At 64.4% G+C, this 13,874-nt stretch carries 18 protein-coding genes; 6 read left to right on the plus strand and 12 right to left on the minus strand.

Translation table 11 applies throughout. The features are described 5' to 3' along the window. Nucleotides 1-40: 40 nt before the first annotated feature. Nucleotides 41-886, minus strand: coding sequence for an oxygenase MpaB family protein (locus K3163_RS04865; RefSeq protein ID WP_221429442.1), 846 nt, complete (start codon nucleotides 884-886; stop codon nucleotides 41-43). A gap of 88 nt (nucleotides 887-974) precedes the next feature. Between K3163_RS04865 and K3163_RS04870 the strand changes: the two genes are divergently transcribed. The 3 genes from K3163_RS04870 (at nucleotide 975) to K3163_RS04880 (ending at nucleotide 4,926) form a co-directional block, all read left to right on the plus strand. Beyond that, nucleotides 975-1,649, plus strand: a complete 675-nt coding sequence (locus tag K3163_RS04870; protein ID WP_221553083.1) for a cupin domain-containing protein — start codon at nucleotides 975-977, stop codon at nucleotides 1,647-1,649. A 74-nt stretch (nucleotides 1,650-1,723) separates the two neighbouring features. Then, a complete protein-coding gene (cobS, locus tag K3163_RS04875; protein ID WP_409996092.1) occupies nucleotides 1,724-2,707 on the plus strand; it encodes a cobaltochelatase subunit CobS in 984 nt (327 codons plus the stop codon). Nucleotides 2,708-2,757: 50 nt separating this feature from the next. Continuing rightward, on the plus strand, nucleotides 2,758-4,926 hold the full coding sequence (locus K3163_RS04880) for a transglycosylase domain-containing protein (RefSeq protein ID WP_221553085.1): 2,169 nt from the start codon (nucleotides 2,758-2,760) through the stop codon (nucleotides 4,924-4,926). Here the strand turns inward: K3163_RS04880 and K3163_RS04885 are convergent, their stop codons facing one another. Further along, nucleotides 4,927-5,340, minus strand: a complete 414-nt coding sequence (locus K3163_RS04885; RefSeq protein ID WP_221428944.1) for a PaaI family thioesterase — start codon at nucleotides 5,338-5,340, stop codon at nucleotides 4,927-4,929. Continuing rightward, nucleotides 5,333-5,794 carry a PaaI family thioesterase gene (locus K3163_RS04890; protein ID WP_221428943.1) on the minus strand — a complete coding sequence of 154 codons (462 nt, stop codon included), beginning with the start codon at nucleotides 5,792-5,794 and terminating at the stop codon, nucleotides 5,333-5,335. The genes K3163_RS04885 and K3163_RS04890 overlap by 8 nt, the downstream gene beginning before the upstream one ends. A 138-nt stretch (nucleotides 5,795-5,932) precedes the next feature. Here K3163_RS04890 and K3163_RS04895 point away from each other — a divergent pair, with 138 nt between their 5' ends. From K3163_RS04895 to K3163_RS04905, 3 genes are read left to right on the plus strand one after another with little or no spacing between them, the layout of a single operon-like run. Beyond that, on the plus strand, nucleotides 5,933-6,094 hold the full coding sequence (locus K3163_RS04895) for a hypothetical protein (RefSeq protein ID WP_221553087.1): 162 nt from the start codon (nucleotides 5,933-5,935) through the stop codon (nucleotides 6,092-6,094). An 18-nt stretch (nucleotides 6,095-6,112) separates the two neighbouring features. Beyond that, the gene (locus K3163_RS04900) at nucleotides 6,113-7,075 is read left to right on the plus strand and encodes a hypothetical protein (RefSeq protein ID WP_221553089.1); all 963 of its coding nucleotides are present in this window, start codon (nucleotides 6,113-6,115) and stop codon (nucleotides 7,073-7,075) included. Continuing rightward, the gene (locus K3163_RS04905) at nucleotides 7,063-7,974 is read left to right on the plus strand and encodes a transposase (protein WP_221553091.1); all 912 of its coding nucleotides are present in this window, start codon (nucleotides 7,063-7,065) and stop codon (nucleotides 7,972-7,974) included. The genes K3163_RS04900 and K3163_RS04905 overlap by 13 nt, the downstream gene beginning before the upstream one ends. Here K3163_RS04905 and K3163_RS04910 read toward each other — a convergent pair. Genes K3163_RS04910 through pyrE form a run of 9 tightly spaced genes read right to left on the minus strand, consistent with a single transcriptional unit; the run spans nucleotide 7,959 to nucleotide 13,790 of the window. Further along, the gene (locus tag K3163_RS04910) at nucleotides 7,959-8,099 is read right to left on the minus strand and encodes a hypothetical protein (RefSeq protein ID WP_221553099.1); all 141 of its coding nucleotides are present in this window, start codon (nucleotides 8,097-8,099) and stop codon (nucleotides 7,959-7,961) included. The genes K3163_RS04905 and K3163_RS04910 overlap by 16 nt on opposite strands. Before the next feature lie 17 nt (nucleotides 8,100-8,116). After that, complete coding sequence (ruvX, locus tag K3163_RS04915; RefSeq protein WP_221553125.1) at nucleotides 8,117-8,602, minus strand: Holliday junction resolvase RuvX; 486 nt, start codon at nucleotides 8,600-8,602, stop codon at nucleotides 8,117-8,119. Next, nucleotides 8,581-9,822 (minus strand): DUF3089 domain-containing protein, encoded by a 1,242-nt coding sequence (locus K3163_RS04920; RefSeq protein WP_221553127.1) that lies wholly within the window; start codon nucleotides 9,820-9,822, stop codon nucleotides 8,581-8,583. The genes ruvX and K3163_RS04920 overlap by 22 nt, the downstream gene beginning before the upstream one ends. After that, nucleotides 9,812-10,927 (minus strand): AI-2E family transporter, encoded by a 1,116-nt coding sequence (locus K3163_RS04925; protein WP_221553128.1) that lies wholly within the window; start codon nucleotides 10,925-10,927, stop codon nucleotides 9,812-9,814. The genes K3163_RS04920 and K3163_RS04925 overlap by 11 nt, the downstream gene beginning before the upstream one ends. Nucleotides 10,928-10,938: 11 nt before the next feature. Continuing rightward, nucleotides 10,939-11,811, minus strand: a complete 873-nt coding sequence (gene lepB / locus K3163_RS04930; RefSeq protein WP_221428935.1) for a signal peptidase I — start codon at nucleotides 11,809-11,811, stop codon at nucleotides 10,939-10,941. After that, nucleotides 11,808-12,209, minus strand: a complete 402-nt coding sequence (gene acpS / locus K3163_RS04935) for a holo-ACP synthase (protein ID WP_221428934.1) — start codon at nucleotides 12,207-12,209, stop codon at nucleotides 11,808-11,810. The genes lepB and acpS overlap by 4 nt, the downstream gene beginning before the upstream one ends. Beyond that, on the minus strand, nucleotides 12,206-12,475 hold the full coding sequence (locus K3163_RS04940; protein ID WP_221553130.1) for a pyridoxal phosphate biosynthetic protein: 270 nt from the start codon (nucleotides 12,473-12,475) through the stop codon (nucleotides 12,206-12,208). Before K3163_RS04940 ends, acpS begins: the two co-directional genes overlap by 4 nt. Beyond that, nucleotides 12,472-13,212 (minus strand): pyridoxine 5'-phosphate synthase, encoded by a 741-nt coding sequence (locus K3163_RS04945; RefSeq protein ID WP_221553133.1) that lies wholly within the window; start codon nucleotides 13,210-13,212, stop codon nucleotides 12,472-12,474. Before K3163_RS04945 ends, K3163_RS04940 begins: the two co-directional genes overlap by 4 nt. Further along, on the minus strand, nucleotides 13,209-13,790 hold the full coding sequence (gene pyrE / locus K3163_RS04950) for an orotate phosphoribosyltransferase (RefSeq protein ID WP_221428931.1): 582 nt from the start codon (nucleotides 13,788-13,790) through the stop codon (nucleotides 13,209-13,211). The genes K3163_RS04945 and pyrE overlap by 4 nt, the downstream gene beginning before the upstream one ends. Nucleotides 13,791-13,874 lie beyond the last annotated feature (84 nt).

Here is a 13,874-nt window from a genome sequence, read left to right on the forward strand (position 1 = left end):
CTCCACCGCGAGGCTAGCACCGATGCAAGTCCGTTGCGCGTCAATTCTGGCGGAAGGCCCAGCGAAGTGTTTTGCCCATGCCCCATGTCGCCGCGCGTGCGGGAATCGAGGCGAGGCCGGGTCGCTCGAGCCCGAGCATGGAGCGAGCGAAGGGCGGGAGCAGCGCCACCGCTTCTGCCCCGAGCATCGCCTGAAGGGCGGGAGGTGCGCCTTCCGGACGCTGGCTTAGGACGAGGTCAGCAATCTCGCGCGCCTGCGGCGAGGTGGCGAGATCGCCGCGCAGCTCGCGGAATATGGCCTCGGCTTCGCGGCGGTCGGTGGGTACGGGATCGGCACCTAGCGCATTGGCGATGATCGCGAACTGGCGATAATATTCATCCTGCGCGCTGCCCGGCATGTCGGGGCGGACGTGACGCAGGTAGGCGGCAAGGAAGCTGGTCGCTTCGGCCACGTGGACCCAGGCGAGGGTGCGCGGATCGCTCGCGGAATAGGGCGATCCGTCGGGTAGCGTCCCGCCGACCGCCGCATGGATGCGGTTCACGCGCTCTATGGCCTTCATCGCGTCGTCGCGGTGGCCGAAAGTGGTCACTGCAATGAAGCGCGCAGTGCGCCTGAGCCTTCCGTGCATGTCGCTGCGAAAATTCGAATGATCGAGCACGCCCTGGAGCGCATGCGGGTGCAGCATCTGGAGCAGCAGCCCGCGGATGCCGCCGACCATCATCGCCACGATATCGGCATGGACCATGCGGATCGGCGTGTCCTTCTCGAACAGGGCCTCGTCCGAGACGGGGACCGGCTGCTCACCACCCTCGACATCGTTGAAGACGCCGCGAACCTTCTCGACGAGCTTCAAGCGCAGGTATTCGCTGGGGGAGGGCGACGCCATGGCGCCAATGTAGGAGGCGATCGTGCCCTTGGCGAGGGGCCACATCATCCCCATCTCCGCCGCACGACCAGCAGGAGCGGAGTTGCCGATGCGCGTGAATGCCGATTTTTCCGAGCGGGTGCTCGTCCACACCAGCGAGCTGGAGTGGCAGGCTTCGCCTATGAAAGGGGTCGAGCGGCGGATGCTCGACAGGATCGGCGGCGAAGTCGCCCGCGCTACCTCCATCGTTCGCTATGCCCCCGGCAGCGCTTTCTCCGAGCACACGCATCACGGCGGCGAGGAATTCATTGTTCTGGAGGGCACCTTCCAGGACGAGCATGGCGACTATCCGGCAGGCACCTATGTCCGCAATCCGCCGACCACACATCACATCCCTCGCTCGGACGACGGCTGCACGATCTTCGTGAAGCTTTGGCAATTCGACCCCGGGGATCGCGACCAGTTCGATCTCGACCTTTCCGCGCTCGACCTTGAAAAGGCGGGCGACGGCCTGTCGGCCTCGCTCCTGCATGACGACGAGCGAGAAACGGTAGCCTTCGAGAAGCTGGAGCCCGGAGCAAGCCGCTCTTTGGGCGATGCCGGTGGTGCCGAAGTGCTCCTGCTGGACGGCGCGCTTTCAGGCGAGGGGATCGAGATGACAAAGCACGACTGGCTGCGTCTTCCCAAGGGTGATCGCATCGACCTCGTTGCCGGACCCGAAGGCGCCTCGCTGTGGATCAAGACCGGTCATCTCGACCATGTCCGGGAACCAGAGCCCGCCTGAAATCGGTTTTCCTTTGCAATGGGGCATTGCGAGCAGCGCGCGCCTCATCTAACCCGCCTCACGATATGAACGAGATGACCGACAAGACCTTCGAGCCTTCCGCCAAGACCGTGCTTCCCGCGCCCGACACCGAAGTCGATGTGCGCGAGACATTCGGGATCGACATCGACTGGAAGGTTCCGGCCTTCTCCAAGCCGGATTCGCGCACGCCCGATCTCGACGAAGCCTATGTCTTCGATCCGGATACCACGCTCGCTATCCTTGCAGGCTTTGCCCACGACCGCCGCGTGATGGTGCAGGGCTATCACGGCACGGGTAAGTCGACCCACATCGAACAGGTCGCAGCGCGCCTCAACTGGCCGTGCATCCGCATCAACCTCGATGCGCATATCAGCCGTATCGACCTTGTCGGCCGCGATGCCATCGTGCTGCGTGACGGCCTGCAGGTCACCGAGTTCCGCGAAGGCTTGCTGCCCTGGGCGCTCCAGCACCCGGTCGCTCTCGTGTTCGACGAATATGATGCCGGACGTCCGGACGTGATGTTCGTGATCCAGCGCGTGCTCGAACAGCAGGGCAAGCTTACGCTGCTCGACCAGAACCGTGTGATCCGTCCCGATCCGAACTTCCGCCTGTTCGCGACCGCCAACACGGTCGGCCTCGGCGACACGAGCGGGCTGTATCACGGCACGCAGGCGATCAACCAGGGCCAGATGGACCGCTGGAACATCGTCACGGCGCTCAATTACCTGCCGGCAGAAACCGAGCAGCAGATTGTCGAGGCGAAGAATCCGGACATCGATCCCAAGATCCTCGCCGATATGATCAAGGTCGCCGACCTGTCGCGCCAAGGCTTCATCAATGGCGATATCTCGACCGTGATGAGCCCTCGTACGGTCATCACCTGGGCGCAGAACTACGCCATCTTCAAGGATGTCGGCTTCGCCTTCCGCCTCTCGTTCCTCAACAAGTGCGACGAGGAAGAACGCATGCTGGTGGCCGAATACTACCAGCGCGTTTTTGGTGAAGACCTTCCCGAGAGCGTCGTCGCCAAGGGTTAAGGTTGCGGGGCCTATGCATGGCTGTGTTATTCGTGTAGCACAGTAGGCGCATGGGCGTGATCGACACCTTTTTCCGCAGGAAGCGGCCAGAACCCGAATTCCAGTCGCATCGCGGCTACTATGCCACGCACGATGCGCTGGACGATGACGCGTGGGATGCGCGGCTCGACGATCTCGACAATGCGCTGAGGTATGAAGAAAAGCGGCGGCAGCGGTTCTGGCAGCGCGACTACTGGCGCGGCCGGCGCAAGCGCTGGTGGTTCGTCCGCATAGTCGCCGGGCTCATCGGGATATTCTTCCTGCTGGTCGCCTGGCTCGCGGTCACCGCGCCGCTCGGTAAGTCGCTCGAACCGATTGCTCCCCCGCAGATTACGCTGCTTGCTGCCGACGGCACGCCGATCGCGCGCAATGGCGCGATTACCGACGAACCGGTCGATGTCTCGAAGCTGCCGCCGCATGTCGTCGAAGCATTCCTCGCGATCGAGGACCGCCGCTTCTACAGCCACTGGGGCGTGGACCCGCGCGGCATTGCCCGTGCCGCCGTCACCGGGACGGGCGGGGGCAGCACGATCACGCAGCAGCTCGCCAAGTTCACCTTCCTCACGCCCGAACGCACGCTCACGCGAAAGGCGCGCGAGGCGCTGATCGCCTTCTGGCTCGAGGCGTGGCTGACCAAGGACGAGATCCTCGAGCGCTACCTCTCGAACGCCTATTTCGGCGACAATGTTTACGGCCTGCGCGCCGCCAGCCTGCACTACTTCTACCGCAAGCCGGAAAACCTCAGGCCTAACCAGGCTGCCATGTTGGCCGGCCTGTTGCAGGCGCCTTCACGTTACGCGCCGACGCGGCACTACGATCGCGCGGCCAAGCGCATGGAACTGGTCGTGCAGTCGATGGTCGCCGCGGGTTACATCACCGAGGCCGAAGCTCGCGCGATGCGTCCGCCCAAGCTCGATGTGCGCATGAAGAGTGATCTTCCTACCGGCACCTATTTCGCCGACTGGGCTCTACCCGAAGCGCGCGAGATGTCGGACAGCGGCTATTCGCGCCAGACGCTCACGACGACGCTCGATTCACGTCTGCAAAACATCGCGCGCCGCGTGACGAGCCGCGCCCCGCTCGGCAGCGCGCAGGTCGCGCTGGTCGCCATGCGCACAAATGGCGAAGTCGTCGCGATGATCGGGGGCAAGGATTACGAGAAGTCGCCTTTCAACCGGGCCACGCAGGCCAAACGCCAGCCGGGATCGACCTTCAAGCTGTTCGTCTATCTTGCCGCGCTCGAGGACGGGTGGGAGATCGACGACCGCATCGACAACACCGAGATTACAGAAGGGGCCTACCGTCCCGGAAATTACGGCGGACGCTATTCCGACAGCCTGACGCTGGAAGAGGCCTTCGCACAGTCGAGCAATGTCGCCGCTGTGCGCCTGTTCGGCGAGGTCGGCAGCGAGAAGGTGATCGATACCGCGCGCGACCTTGGCATCACCGCAGACCTGACCCGCGGCGACCCGAGCATGGCGCTCGGCACGTCGACCATGAGCCTGCTCGAACTGACATCCGCCTATGCCGCGATCGCGGGCAATGCCTATCCGGTCGAGCCGCACGCATTCGCGCGCCCCGAACGCGGCTGGTTCGAGAATCTCGTCGACGGTCCTTCGAGCTTCTCGGGCAATACACACCGCCAGATGGAGGCGCTGCTGCGCTCGGCGATCAACAAGGGGACCGGCCGCGCTGCAACGCTGAGCGGACCCAATTTCGGCAAGACCGGCACCACGCAGGACAATCGCGATGCGCTCTTCGTCGGCTATGCCGGTGACCTGGTTGTCGGCGTCTGGATCGGCAATGACGACAACTCACCGCTCGACGGTGTGACCGGTGGCGGCCTGCCCGCGCGCATCTGGCGCGACTTCATGACGCAGGCGCTCGGCGTTTCCGCAGCACCCTCGCAGCCCGGCCCGCGCGAGAACGCCGACCCCGGCGGACCGATCGAGCCGCTCGACGTGCCAAACCTCGAGGATATCCCGCTGGGCGACGGCAACAGCCGCTTGCGTATCGGGGAAGGCGAAGCCGTGTTCTCGACCGAGGTCGACGGCATTCCGATCGACATCACGATCAGCGACGGCAATCTCTCGATCGATGCGGAGACTATCGAGGCGGCAAGGCGCAGGGCCGAACAGGCGCGCGACGAGGCGATCCGGCGGGAGCAGGAATCGAACTAGTCAGCCTTCGGGCTCTGCCATCAGCACGTTCATCACGGCCGTCGCGATCGGGCGCGAGCGGTCGTCCTGCCATGCCTCGACTGTCAGGTTCGCGCTGCGACGGCCAAGCTTGGTCACGCGGCCCTTGGCGAAGCTGGTCCGGCTCTTGCCGGCCGAAAGATACTGCACGGTGATGTTGATCGGCTTGAGGATCGCCTCGCGCCCGCGCCGATCGAGTTCCGCCCTCAGCGCCGCATAGCCCGCGGTTTCGAGCAGGCCGCCCGTCGCGCCGCCGTGGTAGTGCTCCGGACGCCCCTCGACCGCCTCCTCGAAGGCGACGCGCAGGACCGGTGTGTCGTCTTCCCACTCGGCCAGTTCGATGCCGAGCGAGCGGGCATAGGGCGTCAGCGCATCGAAGCCTTTCGCATCACTCACCGGGCACCTCCCGCGTATCCTTGCTGGCACCGATTTTCATGAAGACCGCCTGGATATGCGCGACGGGGTCGCTGGCATCGCCGTCATGCGCCAGGCCGCGCACGAAGGCTGCCGAGCGCGTGACACGGTAGCATTGCGAGCGGCCGAAAACGGGCGCTTTCTCGCGGGCAGGACGGACATAGTCGACCCGCAGGTCCAGCGTCGCGACCGGCTCGAAGCGGTCCATCGCTTTCCAGATCGCCAGCCCGCTCGCCATGTCCATCAGGCTGAGGATCGGGCCACTGGCCAGCACGCGCTGTCCCGCTTCGCCGAGCAGGTCCTCGCGCCAGGGCAACTCCAGTTCCACCCAGTCGTCGCCATGGTCCGAATAGCGCAGCCCCAGCCAGCCGGAATGGCCCCGGCTGGTCAGGAACGGTGTTGCCGTACGCGGGTCGAATTTCGGTTGGTCGCTCATGGTCTGTGCGAGGCCGATAGCCTTCGGTTCCTGCCCATTACAATGTTTTAATTCGATTGTGGGGGCGAGCGTCGCCAGCCTTGCAGGCAGGCGCGTGGCAAGGGGTCGCGTCGCCATCAACCCAGGGAGAACACCTAAATGAACCTGCCCAAGATTGATCTTACCAGCCTGCCCGAACTCGATACCGTGACGGGCCTCTTCGGCAGCCTTTCGGCTTCGGAAGACCCCACCGTCGACGACCGCGTGGTGGTGATCATGACCTATATCTACGAAGTCGCACCGCCCGCGGCGCTGCTCTGACGGGCGCTTGAGCGGACGATGCGTATCGATTCGCAATTGCGCGCGCTGCGGAGCGACATGGCTCCGCAGCGCCACGCGCAGGTCGCGCTCGAGGCAGCTCGCGACAGTTGGGCAGAGGGGGCGGCGGGGGCGGTGCTGGCGGAGCTTGGAGGTTTCGGGGAGGCCGGTTCGCTCGATGACTATCCCGCACTCGGGGCGCTCTTCGACGAAGAGGGGCGCGCGGCCGGGCTCATCGACGATCTCGTCGACAGCCTGCTTCCGGCGCTGCGGGAGCATCCGCTGGGGCAAGTGCCCTTGCGCCACCAGTACAAGGACGGGCTGACGATCCTCCAGCTGGCACAGCGCGGACGCGCGGCGCTCACGCTCATCACTTATGAGGAAATGGCCCAGGAGCAGGCATCGGCCTGTTTCACCGGCGGTGAGCGGTACGAGGCCGTCCTCGCGGGTGCTGCCGATGTGCGGGAGCTGGAGCTCCTGTCCGAAACCGAGGGGAGGGCAGCGATCGATTGTCGCACCCGCAGGCTCGTGGCCGGTGAGGTCATGTGCTGCCAAGGCTTCGCGAATACGCGGCAAGTGACGCGGGTTTTCGGTCGCCTCGTTGTGCTGCGCCTGTCGCGGACTGAGGAGCGCCCGCCCGAGACCCGGCAATACAGCCTCGGCGATGGCAGACTGCTCCACCGCGCCAGCGGTTGCCGGGCCGAGAGCCAGCGCGAGATGGCGACTGCACTGCTCGGGCGCATGGGCCGCAAAGATGGCGCTCCCCTGCTCGCAGACCTCTCGCGTGAGGGCAGCGCCCATATCCGTTGGCAGACGCTGCGCGAATGTCTCGCGCTCGACGCCGCTTCGGGCTTTGCCGCGCTTTGGCGCATCGCTGCCGACCCCGAAGACGAACTCTCTGCTCCTGCCGGTGCCCTGCGTGCCCAGCTGCTCGAAGCCCATCCGCAACTTGCAAAGATCGAGGAGGCGACATGCCCCGCATAATTTCATCCGACGAAACGCAGGCGCATGGCCTCGAAGACTGCCTCGAAATGCTCGACGCGGTAGCTTTCGAGCCCGAGGACGAAGCAAGCCTCGCCAACGGCGCGGTTGCGCTGAAGCGGCTTGCCAACAACCGCAGCTTCCTCGGCGACCTGCTGATCGAGCAGCTGAAGCGCGGGCACAGGAATAGTGGAATCGAGAGCGCTTATGGCCCGCAGTCGATCGTGCTCTCGCGGATGCGCGGCCGCTGTTTCCTGCGCGCCAATATCTGGCCGAGCGAGGAGGAAAGCTGCTTTCGCGCCAGCGGTTCGGACGCTTTCGTCTACGGCGTGCCGCATGACCACAATTTCAGCTTCCTTACCGCAGGCTATTTCGGTCCCGGCTACGGCAGCGATTATTACGAATACGACTACGAGGATGTTGCCGGGTACCGCGGAGAGGTTTGCGACCTGCGCTTCGTCGAGCGCACCAATCTCGAGGAGGGCAAGCTGATGCTCTACCGCGCCAATCGCGACGTGCACTCGCAATTGCCGCCCGAGAGCATGTCGGTCTCGCTCAACATCATGCATATCGATCCGGCGCAGGCATGGTCAGACCAGTACGGCTTCGATCTCGACAGCAATGCGGTGACCGGCGTGCTCAACCCGACCTCTACCGAGTGCTTCATGCGCTGTGCGGTCGGTCTCGGCGGAGAGGAGGCGGCGGATTTTGCCGAATTGGTCGGGCGCGAACATCCCAGCGACCGTTTGCGGCTAGCCAGTTTCGAGGCGCGTAGCGGTCTCGTGACGGGTGCCGAGCGGGATGACTTGTGGCGGCAGGCAGAACTGTCGGGCAGCCTCATGGTCTCGCGGGAAGCGGCTGCACGCCGCCGGGAGCTGGAGCAGGCTTACCAGAGCGCGTAGATCGTCAGCACCAGAAACATCAGGAGCAGGGCAAACCCGAAGAGGCGGCCGAGCGCATTGAACCTGCCGCGCCGCCGCTTGCCGCCTGCCGGTACCGCGTCGAAAACATCGAGAAAGTCCAGCATTTGGTGCGCCCCTGTCCCTAAAATCCACCTCCCGCCAGCGCATCGATCGCGCCCTGGAGGATGACCGCAGCCGCATGGCTGTCGATCTTTTCCGCACGTTTCGCGCGGCTCATGTCTTGGCCGATCATCGCCCCTTCGGCGGAGGATGTCGACCAGCGTTCGTCCCATAGAAGCACCGGAAGATCAAGCGCTTGGGCGAGGTTCTTGGCGTATGCACGGCTCGCTTGGGCGCGCGGCCCTTCGCTGCCGTCCATGTTTCGCGGGAGGCCGATGACAACGCCCTTGATCGTGCGTTCGGCAATGATCTCGCGCAGTTTGCCGCAGTCCTTGGTGAACTTGCTGCGCGCGATCGTCTTGCCCGCGGTGGCATAGCGCCAACCGGCATCGCAGGTAGCGACGCCGATCGTCTTCGTACCGAGGTCGAGCCCGAGCAGCGCGCCGCCGTCGGGCAGCAGGTCGCCGTAGTCGAGCGCGCTGTCGGTTACGCTTCCGCCGGTGTCCATGCGCGAACGCGCCGCAGCACGTCCTCCTGCAGATTCTTCCAGAACAGGGGAATGTCGTAGACATGGTAATTGTCGCCCGGGAGCACGCCGGGACCGAGATCGGGCGGCGAGCCAATGCGCAGGATGCCTCGCGCATCGCAGCGTGCGGGCACTGCCCCGGCAATCAGCTCGCCTGCACTTAGGTCCTCAGTCGGCTTGAGCGTGCCGAGATTTTCGCTCGCGGGAGCCGAGCCGCCGCTCATTCCGGTGATCGGATTGGTGCACACCACCGCATCCTCAAGGCCGCGCGGCTCGCCATCGATGCCCGGTAGGACGCTGTAGCGCCGCAGAAGCTGGCCGGGATCGCCGCCGTCGGCAAAGCTGATGTAGCTGACGATGCACTGGGCCTGGTCGGGCGCGGCGCAGGCGGGATAGGGATAGGCCGGGAGATCGTGCAGCACCGAGATCGGCCAGCCAGGCGCATAGACCGCGGCAATCCGCGCTTCGGCAGCGGTGCCCGCGACCTTTTCGCGCAGGAGGCGCAAGACGTGGACCGAACCCTGGCTGTGTCCGGCAAGCACGATCGGCTTTTCGGGATCGGCGTTTGCAAGGAAGTAGTCGAAAGCCTGCACCACGTCTGCATATGCCGCATCGATGGCCTGCGTGGCCTCTTCGCGCTCGGTCAGGAATGCGCCGACTGCCGCCTGGCGGTATTTGGGCGCCCAGATCTCGTCCGCACGGTTGAAAGGGCTCGCAAGGCCGCGCAGGAAGACGCGGGCCAGCTTGTCGGTTTCCTCATCGTTCAGTGGCGCGTTCCATTCGCCCAGTGCCCCCTTGGTGTAGCTGGTTGGCGGCACGAAGAAGACCGTGAAATCGGGCGACGCTGTCGTGTCGGCGGCCTCGCCGCGCTGCGATCCGGTAGTGGCCAGCTCATCAGGCGCATCGAGGCTCTGTTCGGCTGCAGGCGTATCGGGCGAGGGCGCCTCATCGGCCGGGTCGGGTGCGAGCTCGGCAATGGCGGGCTGGTAGCGCGCCGGATCGCTCGTCCCGATGCCCGGGCGTGAATACCACATCGCCGGATCCTCGTAGGCATTGGCGGCCAGCGCCTCCTGCTCGACGAACTCGCCGCGCGGCACGAAGGCGATTTCGGTAGCTTCGCGCGACCAGATGGCCAGCGCGATGGCGCCAACGAAGAGGATCACGATGATGACCGCGATTATATAGAGAAACTTACGCGCCATTATCGGCGGACTCCTGCAATTTGACTTCGGCGTCGTTCTGCTCGGCCCGGCGTTCCAGCGCGACCTTGATCATCGCCAGCATCGGGTCGGCGAGGAACAGGCCGAGGACACCGAAAAGGATGCCCATGATGAGCTGTGCCGCGAGCACCAGCGCGGGGGCGAGGTCGACGGTCTTCTGTGCGATCATCGGGATGACGACATAGCCATCGAAGTTCTGGACGAAGAAATAGACGAAGATCGTGTAGAGGCCCATGTCGGTGCCTTCTGAAAAGCCTACCAGCACCATCAGCACGCCCGAGATGATCGCGCCGAGGTTGGGGACGAAGGCGAGTAGTCCGGTGAGAATCGCCAGCAGTGCGGCCATCGGTACGGGGCCGACACCGACGATGTATCCGCCATAGGCCAGCAGGACGTAGGTAAAGACCCCTTCGAAAACCATGCCGACCAGACGTCCTGCCATAAGGCGCCTCAGCGTCTGGCCCATGCGTGCCGCAGTCTTGTAAAACTCTCCGCGGCGGTGGCGCGGCAACATCCACGCCAGACCGCGCTCGTAGAGGAGCGGATCGATCGCGATGTAGATGCCGATAATGCCGATCAGGATGATCGTGGTTACGCCTCCAACGATCCCGCCCAGAGCCTTGGTGACCGTGCTGATACCGCTGCCGATGCTCCCGGCGTAATTCTCGAGATGGTCCTGCGAAATCGCGAAGCCCTGCGCGCGTGCGAACTCGATCAACTGGCCTATCTGCTGCTGGATCAGGGCGGGAAATTCGGCAGCGTCCTGCGAAATCGTCGAGCCGGCGAAGTAAATCAGCCAGCCGAAGAAGCCGACCGTAAAGAACAACACGATCGAAACTCGCCAGGTCCGCCCGATGGGAAGGAAGCGTCCGAGGAGCCGCGCGCCGCCATCGATCATCGAGGCGAAGACGAGGGCGCCAAAGATCACCAGCAGTGGCCGGGCGATATAGACGGCGAGGATGCCGAGGCCGATAACGCCCGCCCAGATGGCCGCACGGTGGATCTCGTGCCGGATCCGCGGATCGCCGATGCGAGAGGGGCTGGTCCCCAGGTCTTCGTCGGCGATGTCGATCTTGTCTTCGGCCATCTAACCCCCTGCTATTCTGCGCTTTCCCCGGTCTTGGAGGGGCGCAAGGTGGTCCAGGCGCGGCCTTCGCGCAAGCTGGTAAACCAGGTCACCGGATTGAAGGTGGTCGTGCCGTCGAGCGAAAAGGTGATGAATTCGGCGCGTCCGCCGATGTTTTCGAGCGGGACGGGGCCCAGCAATCCGCGCGAGGAATTGAGCTCGCGGCTGTCGGCGGAGTGATCGCGGTTGTCGCCCATCACGAAGACATGGCCATCGGGCACCAGCATCTCGTCGAAATTGTCGAGCGGCTGGTTCACGTGGTCGATGATCAGGTAATTCGCGCCGTTGGGCAGCGTCTCACGATAGACCGGTACGCGGCAGACCTCTTCGCCATTCGTGCCGGTGGTGCGGAAGCTGGGATCGAGAAAGCCGTAGCAGGTCGAGTTCTCGTCGATGGGCAGGTCGAGCGGCGGCTCGGCTTCCTGCGTAACCGGCGTGCCATTCAGCACGATCTGGCCATTCGTCACCGCGATCCTGTCGCCAGGAAGGGCAACCACGCGCTTGATGTAATCCTCGTCGCGCTCGGGATGTACGGGGATGACGATGTCGCCATATTCAGGCGTATCGCCGAAAACCCGCCAGTCGCCGCGCGGCGCGAGGTGGAAACTGATCGACGACCAGTTCCAACCGTAGGGATATTTGCTCACCACCAAACGGTCGCCCACGAGCATGTTCGGCAACATGCTTTCCGAGGGTATGTAGAACGGCTTGGCCACGAAGCTGTGAAAGGCGAATACCGCCAGCAGCATCAGCGCAAGACCGCGGATTTCCGCGATCCAGTCGACCTTTTCTTTGTTCTTTTTCTTGTCTTCGGTGTCGGTCACGGCGGCGGTGTCTGCACTCATGCGGGGAAGGCCTCGATGATAACGAAGGCCTGTGCCCATGGATGATCGTCTGTGAGGGTGAGATGAATGCGCGGCTCATGCCCTGCAGGCAGCATTTCGGCAAGCCTTAGCGCAGCGCCGCCGGTCAGCGCGAGCGTCGGCGCTCCGGAGCGGGCATTCACGACACCTATATCCTTGTGGAACACGCCGCGCGAAAAGCCCGTGCCGACGGCCTTTGCGTAGGCCTCTTTCGCGGCCCAGCGCTTGGCGAAGGTGCCGACGCGCGTGAAGGGTCGCCGCGCCGCTTTCTCGCGCTCGATATCGGTAAAGCAGCGCATCTCGAACTTCTCGCCCCATCGCTCGAGCGAATTGGCGATCCGGTCCATGTTGGTAAGGTCGTTGCCCATTCCGATGATCATAGAACCCTCGTGGAAATGGCGATCAGGATGGCGAGCATCATCCAGTGCAGCATGACTTGCGTCTTCACCAGCGGATGGTCGATTTGTCCCTTGGCGCGCTTCAGTGATCCGGCATAGCCGAAAATCTGGATGATCGGCCATCCGATGGCGAAGGCGAGGAAGGTCTGGCGCGAGGCGGCGAAGCCGAGCAGCAGGAGGCTGAGCAGGAAGGGAACCGCTGCCCCCAGCGCCCACAGCTTGGCGCTGCGTGTCAGGCCTTGGCTCACCGGGCCTCGTCCATCAGCTCGCGCATGTGGCGCACCGCCTGTTCGAGCCCGACGAACACCGCCTCGCCGACGAGGTAGTGGCCGATGTTGAGTTCGGCGATCTGCGGAATGGCCGCGATCGGCTGCACGTTCTCGTAGGTGAGGCCGTGGCCCGCGTGCGGCTCGATCCCGTTCTTGGCAGCCAGCGCAGCCATGTCTGAAATGCGCTTCAATTCGCGCGCGACCTTCTCGCTGTCACCGTTGAGATGGGCATGGGCGTATTCGCCGGTGTGGAATTCCACGACCTCTGCGCCGAGCTTCAATGCTGCATCGAGCTGTCGCTCGTCTGCCTCGATGAAGAGCGAGACGCGGATGCCCTTGTCGCGTAGCTTCCAGACAATCGGGGCGAGCGTATTGTGCTGGCCTGCCGCATCGAGCCCGCCTTCGGTCGTCCGCTCTTCCCGCTTTTCCGGCACGATGCAGGCGGCGTGCGGCGAATGGCGCAAGGCGATTTCGAGCATTTCCTCGGTCGCCGCCATCTCGAGATTGAGCGGCAAGTCGGTCGCATCCTGGATGCGCTTGAGGTCGGCATCGCGGATGTGGCGGCGGTCTTCGCGCAGGTGGGCGGTGATCCCGTCCCCGCCGACGCTGGCCACGATCTGCGCTGCGCGCACGGGGTCGGGGTGATCGCCACCACGCGCATTCCGGATGGTTGCGACGTGATCGATATTCACCCCGAGGCGCAGCGGGCGGGTCAAGCCTTCCGGCTCCCCGGCTTGGTGATCTCGATTGCCGCGAGGTCTTCGGGGACCTCGTCATCGGCATAGGTCGGGAAGTTGATGTCGATCAGCGGGAAGAAAGGTACGCCGAGATCGGCCTCGCCATTGCTGCGATCGACCAGCGACACTTCGGCGATCACCTCGCCGCCCTCGCGCCCGACGGCCGCAATCGCTTCGCGGCTGGAAAGGCCGGTGGTGACGACGTCTTCTACCATCAGCACCTTGGCGCCCGGTTCGAGGCGGAAACCGCGCCGCAGGTGGAACTCGCCTTCGGGGCGTTCGAGGAACATCGCGTCCTTGCCAAGCGCGCGGCCCATTTCCTGGCCGATGATGATGCCGCCCATGGCCGGGCTCACCACCACGTCGATCTGGTTGCGGATGTCGCGCGGGATCTTCTGGGCGAGGGCAAAGGCCAGCCGTCCGGCGCGGTCCGGATTCATCAGAACCCTTGCGCACTGGAGGTAATGGCCGGAATGTCGCCCGCTCGAAAGGAGGAAATGGCCTTCGAGAAGTGCTTCGCTGGCGCGGAATTCGGAGAGGATTTCGTCTTCTGTCATATCGCCGGCTTCCAAAGCGCGTCGGGCGCGTTTGCGCAAGAGGCAAAGCCACTTGCACATTTTTATCCCTCTGGCGCTTGAGGC

Source organism: Qipengyuania xiapuensis (genome assembly GCF_019711395.1).
GTDB lineage: Bacteria > Pseudomonadota > Alphaproteobacteria > Sphingomonadales > Sphingomonadaceae > Qipengyuania > Qipengyuania xiapuensis.

Excerpts from the sequence above, each read along its gene's own strand:
- K3163_RS04865 (WP_221429442.1), bottom strand. The coding sequence starts at position 886 with ATGGCGTCGCCCTCCCCCAGCGAATACCTGCGCTTGAAGCTCGTCGAG.
- K3163_RS04870 (WP_221553083.1), top strand. The coding sequence starts at position 975 with ATGCGCGTGAATGCCGATTTTTCCGAGCGGGTGCTCGTCCACACCAGC.
- cobS (WP_409996092.1), top strand. The coding sequence starts at position 1,724 with ATGACCGACAAGACCTTCGAGCCTTCCGCCAAGACCGTGCTTCCCGCG.
- K3163_RS04880 (WP_221553085.1), top strand. The coding sequence starts at position 2,758 with ATGGGCGTGATCGACACCTTTTTCCGCAGGAAGCGGCCAGAACCCGAA.
- K3163_RS04890 (WP_221428943.1), bottom strand. The coding sequence starts at position 5,794 with ATGAGCGACCAACCGAAATTCGACCCGCGTACGGCAACACCGTTCCTG.
- K3163_RS04895 (WP_221553087.1), top strand. The coding sequence starts at position 5,933 with ATGAACCTGCCCAAGATTGATCTTACCAGCCTGCCCGAACTCGATACC.
- K3163_RS04900 (WP_221553089.1), top strand. The coding sequence starts at position 6,113 with ATGCGTATCGATTCGCAATTGCGCGCGCTGCGGAGCGACATGGCTCCG.
- K3163_RS04905 (WP_221553091.1), top strand. The coding sequence starts at position 7,063 with ATGCCCCGCATAATTTCATCCGACGAAACGCAGGCGCATGGCCTCGAA.
- K3163_RS04910 (WP_221553099.1), bottom strand. The coding sequence starts at position 8,099 with ATGCTGGACTTTCTCGATGTTTTCGACGCGGTACCGGCAGGCGGCAAG.
- ruvX (WP_221553125.1), bottom strand. The coding sequence starts at position 8,602 with ATGGACACCGGCGGAAGCGTAACCGACAGCGCGCTCGACTACGGCGAC.
- K3163_RS04920 (WP_221553127.1), bottom strand. The coding sequence starts at position 9,822 with ATGGCGCGTAAGTTTCTCTATATAATCGCGGTCATCATCGTGATCCTC.
- K3163_RS04925 (WP_221553128.1), bottom strand. The coding sequence starts at position 10,927 with ATGGCCGAAGACAAGATCGACATCGCCGACGAAGACCTGGGGACCAGC.
- lepB (WP_221428935.1), bottom strand. The coding sequence starts at position 11,811 with ATGAGTGCAGACACCGCCGCCGTGACCGACACCGAAGACAAGAAAAAG.
- acpS (WP_221428934.1), bottom strand. The coding sequence starts at position 12,209 with ATGATCATCGGAATGGGCAACGACCTTACCAACATGGACCGGATCGCC.
- pyrE (WP_221428931.1), bottom strand. The coding sequence starts at position 13,790 with ATGACAGAAGACGAAATCCTCTCCGAATTCCGCGCCAGCGAAGCACTT.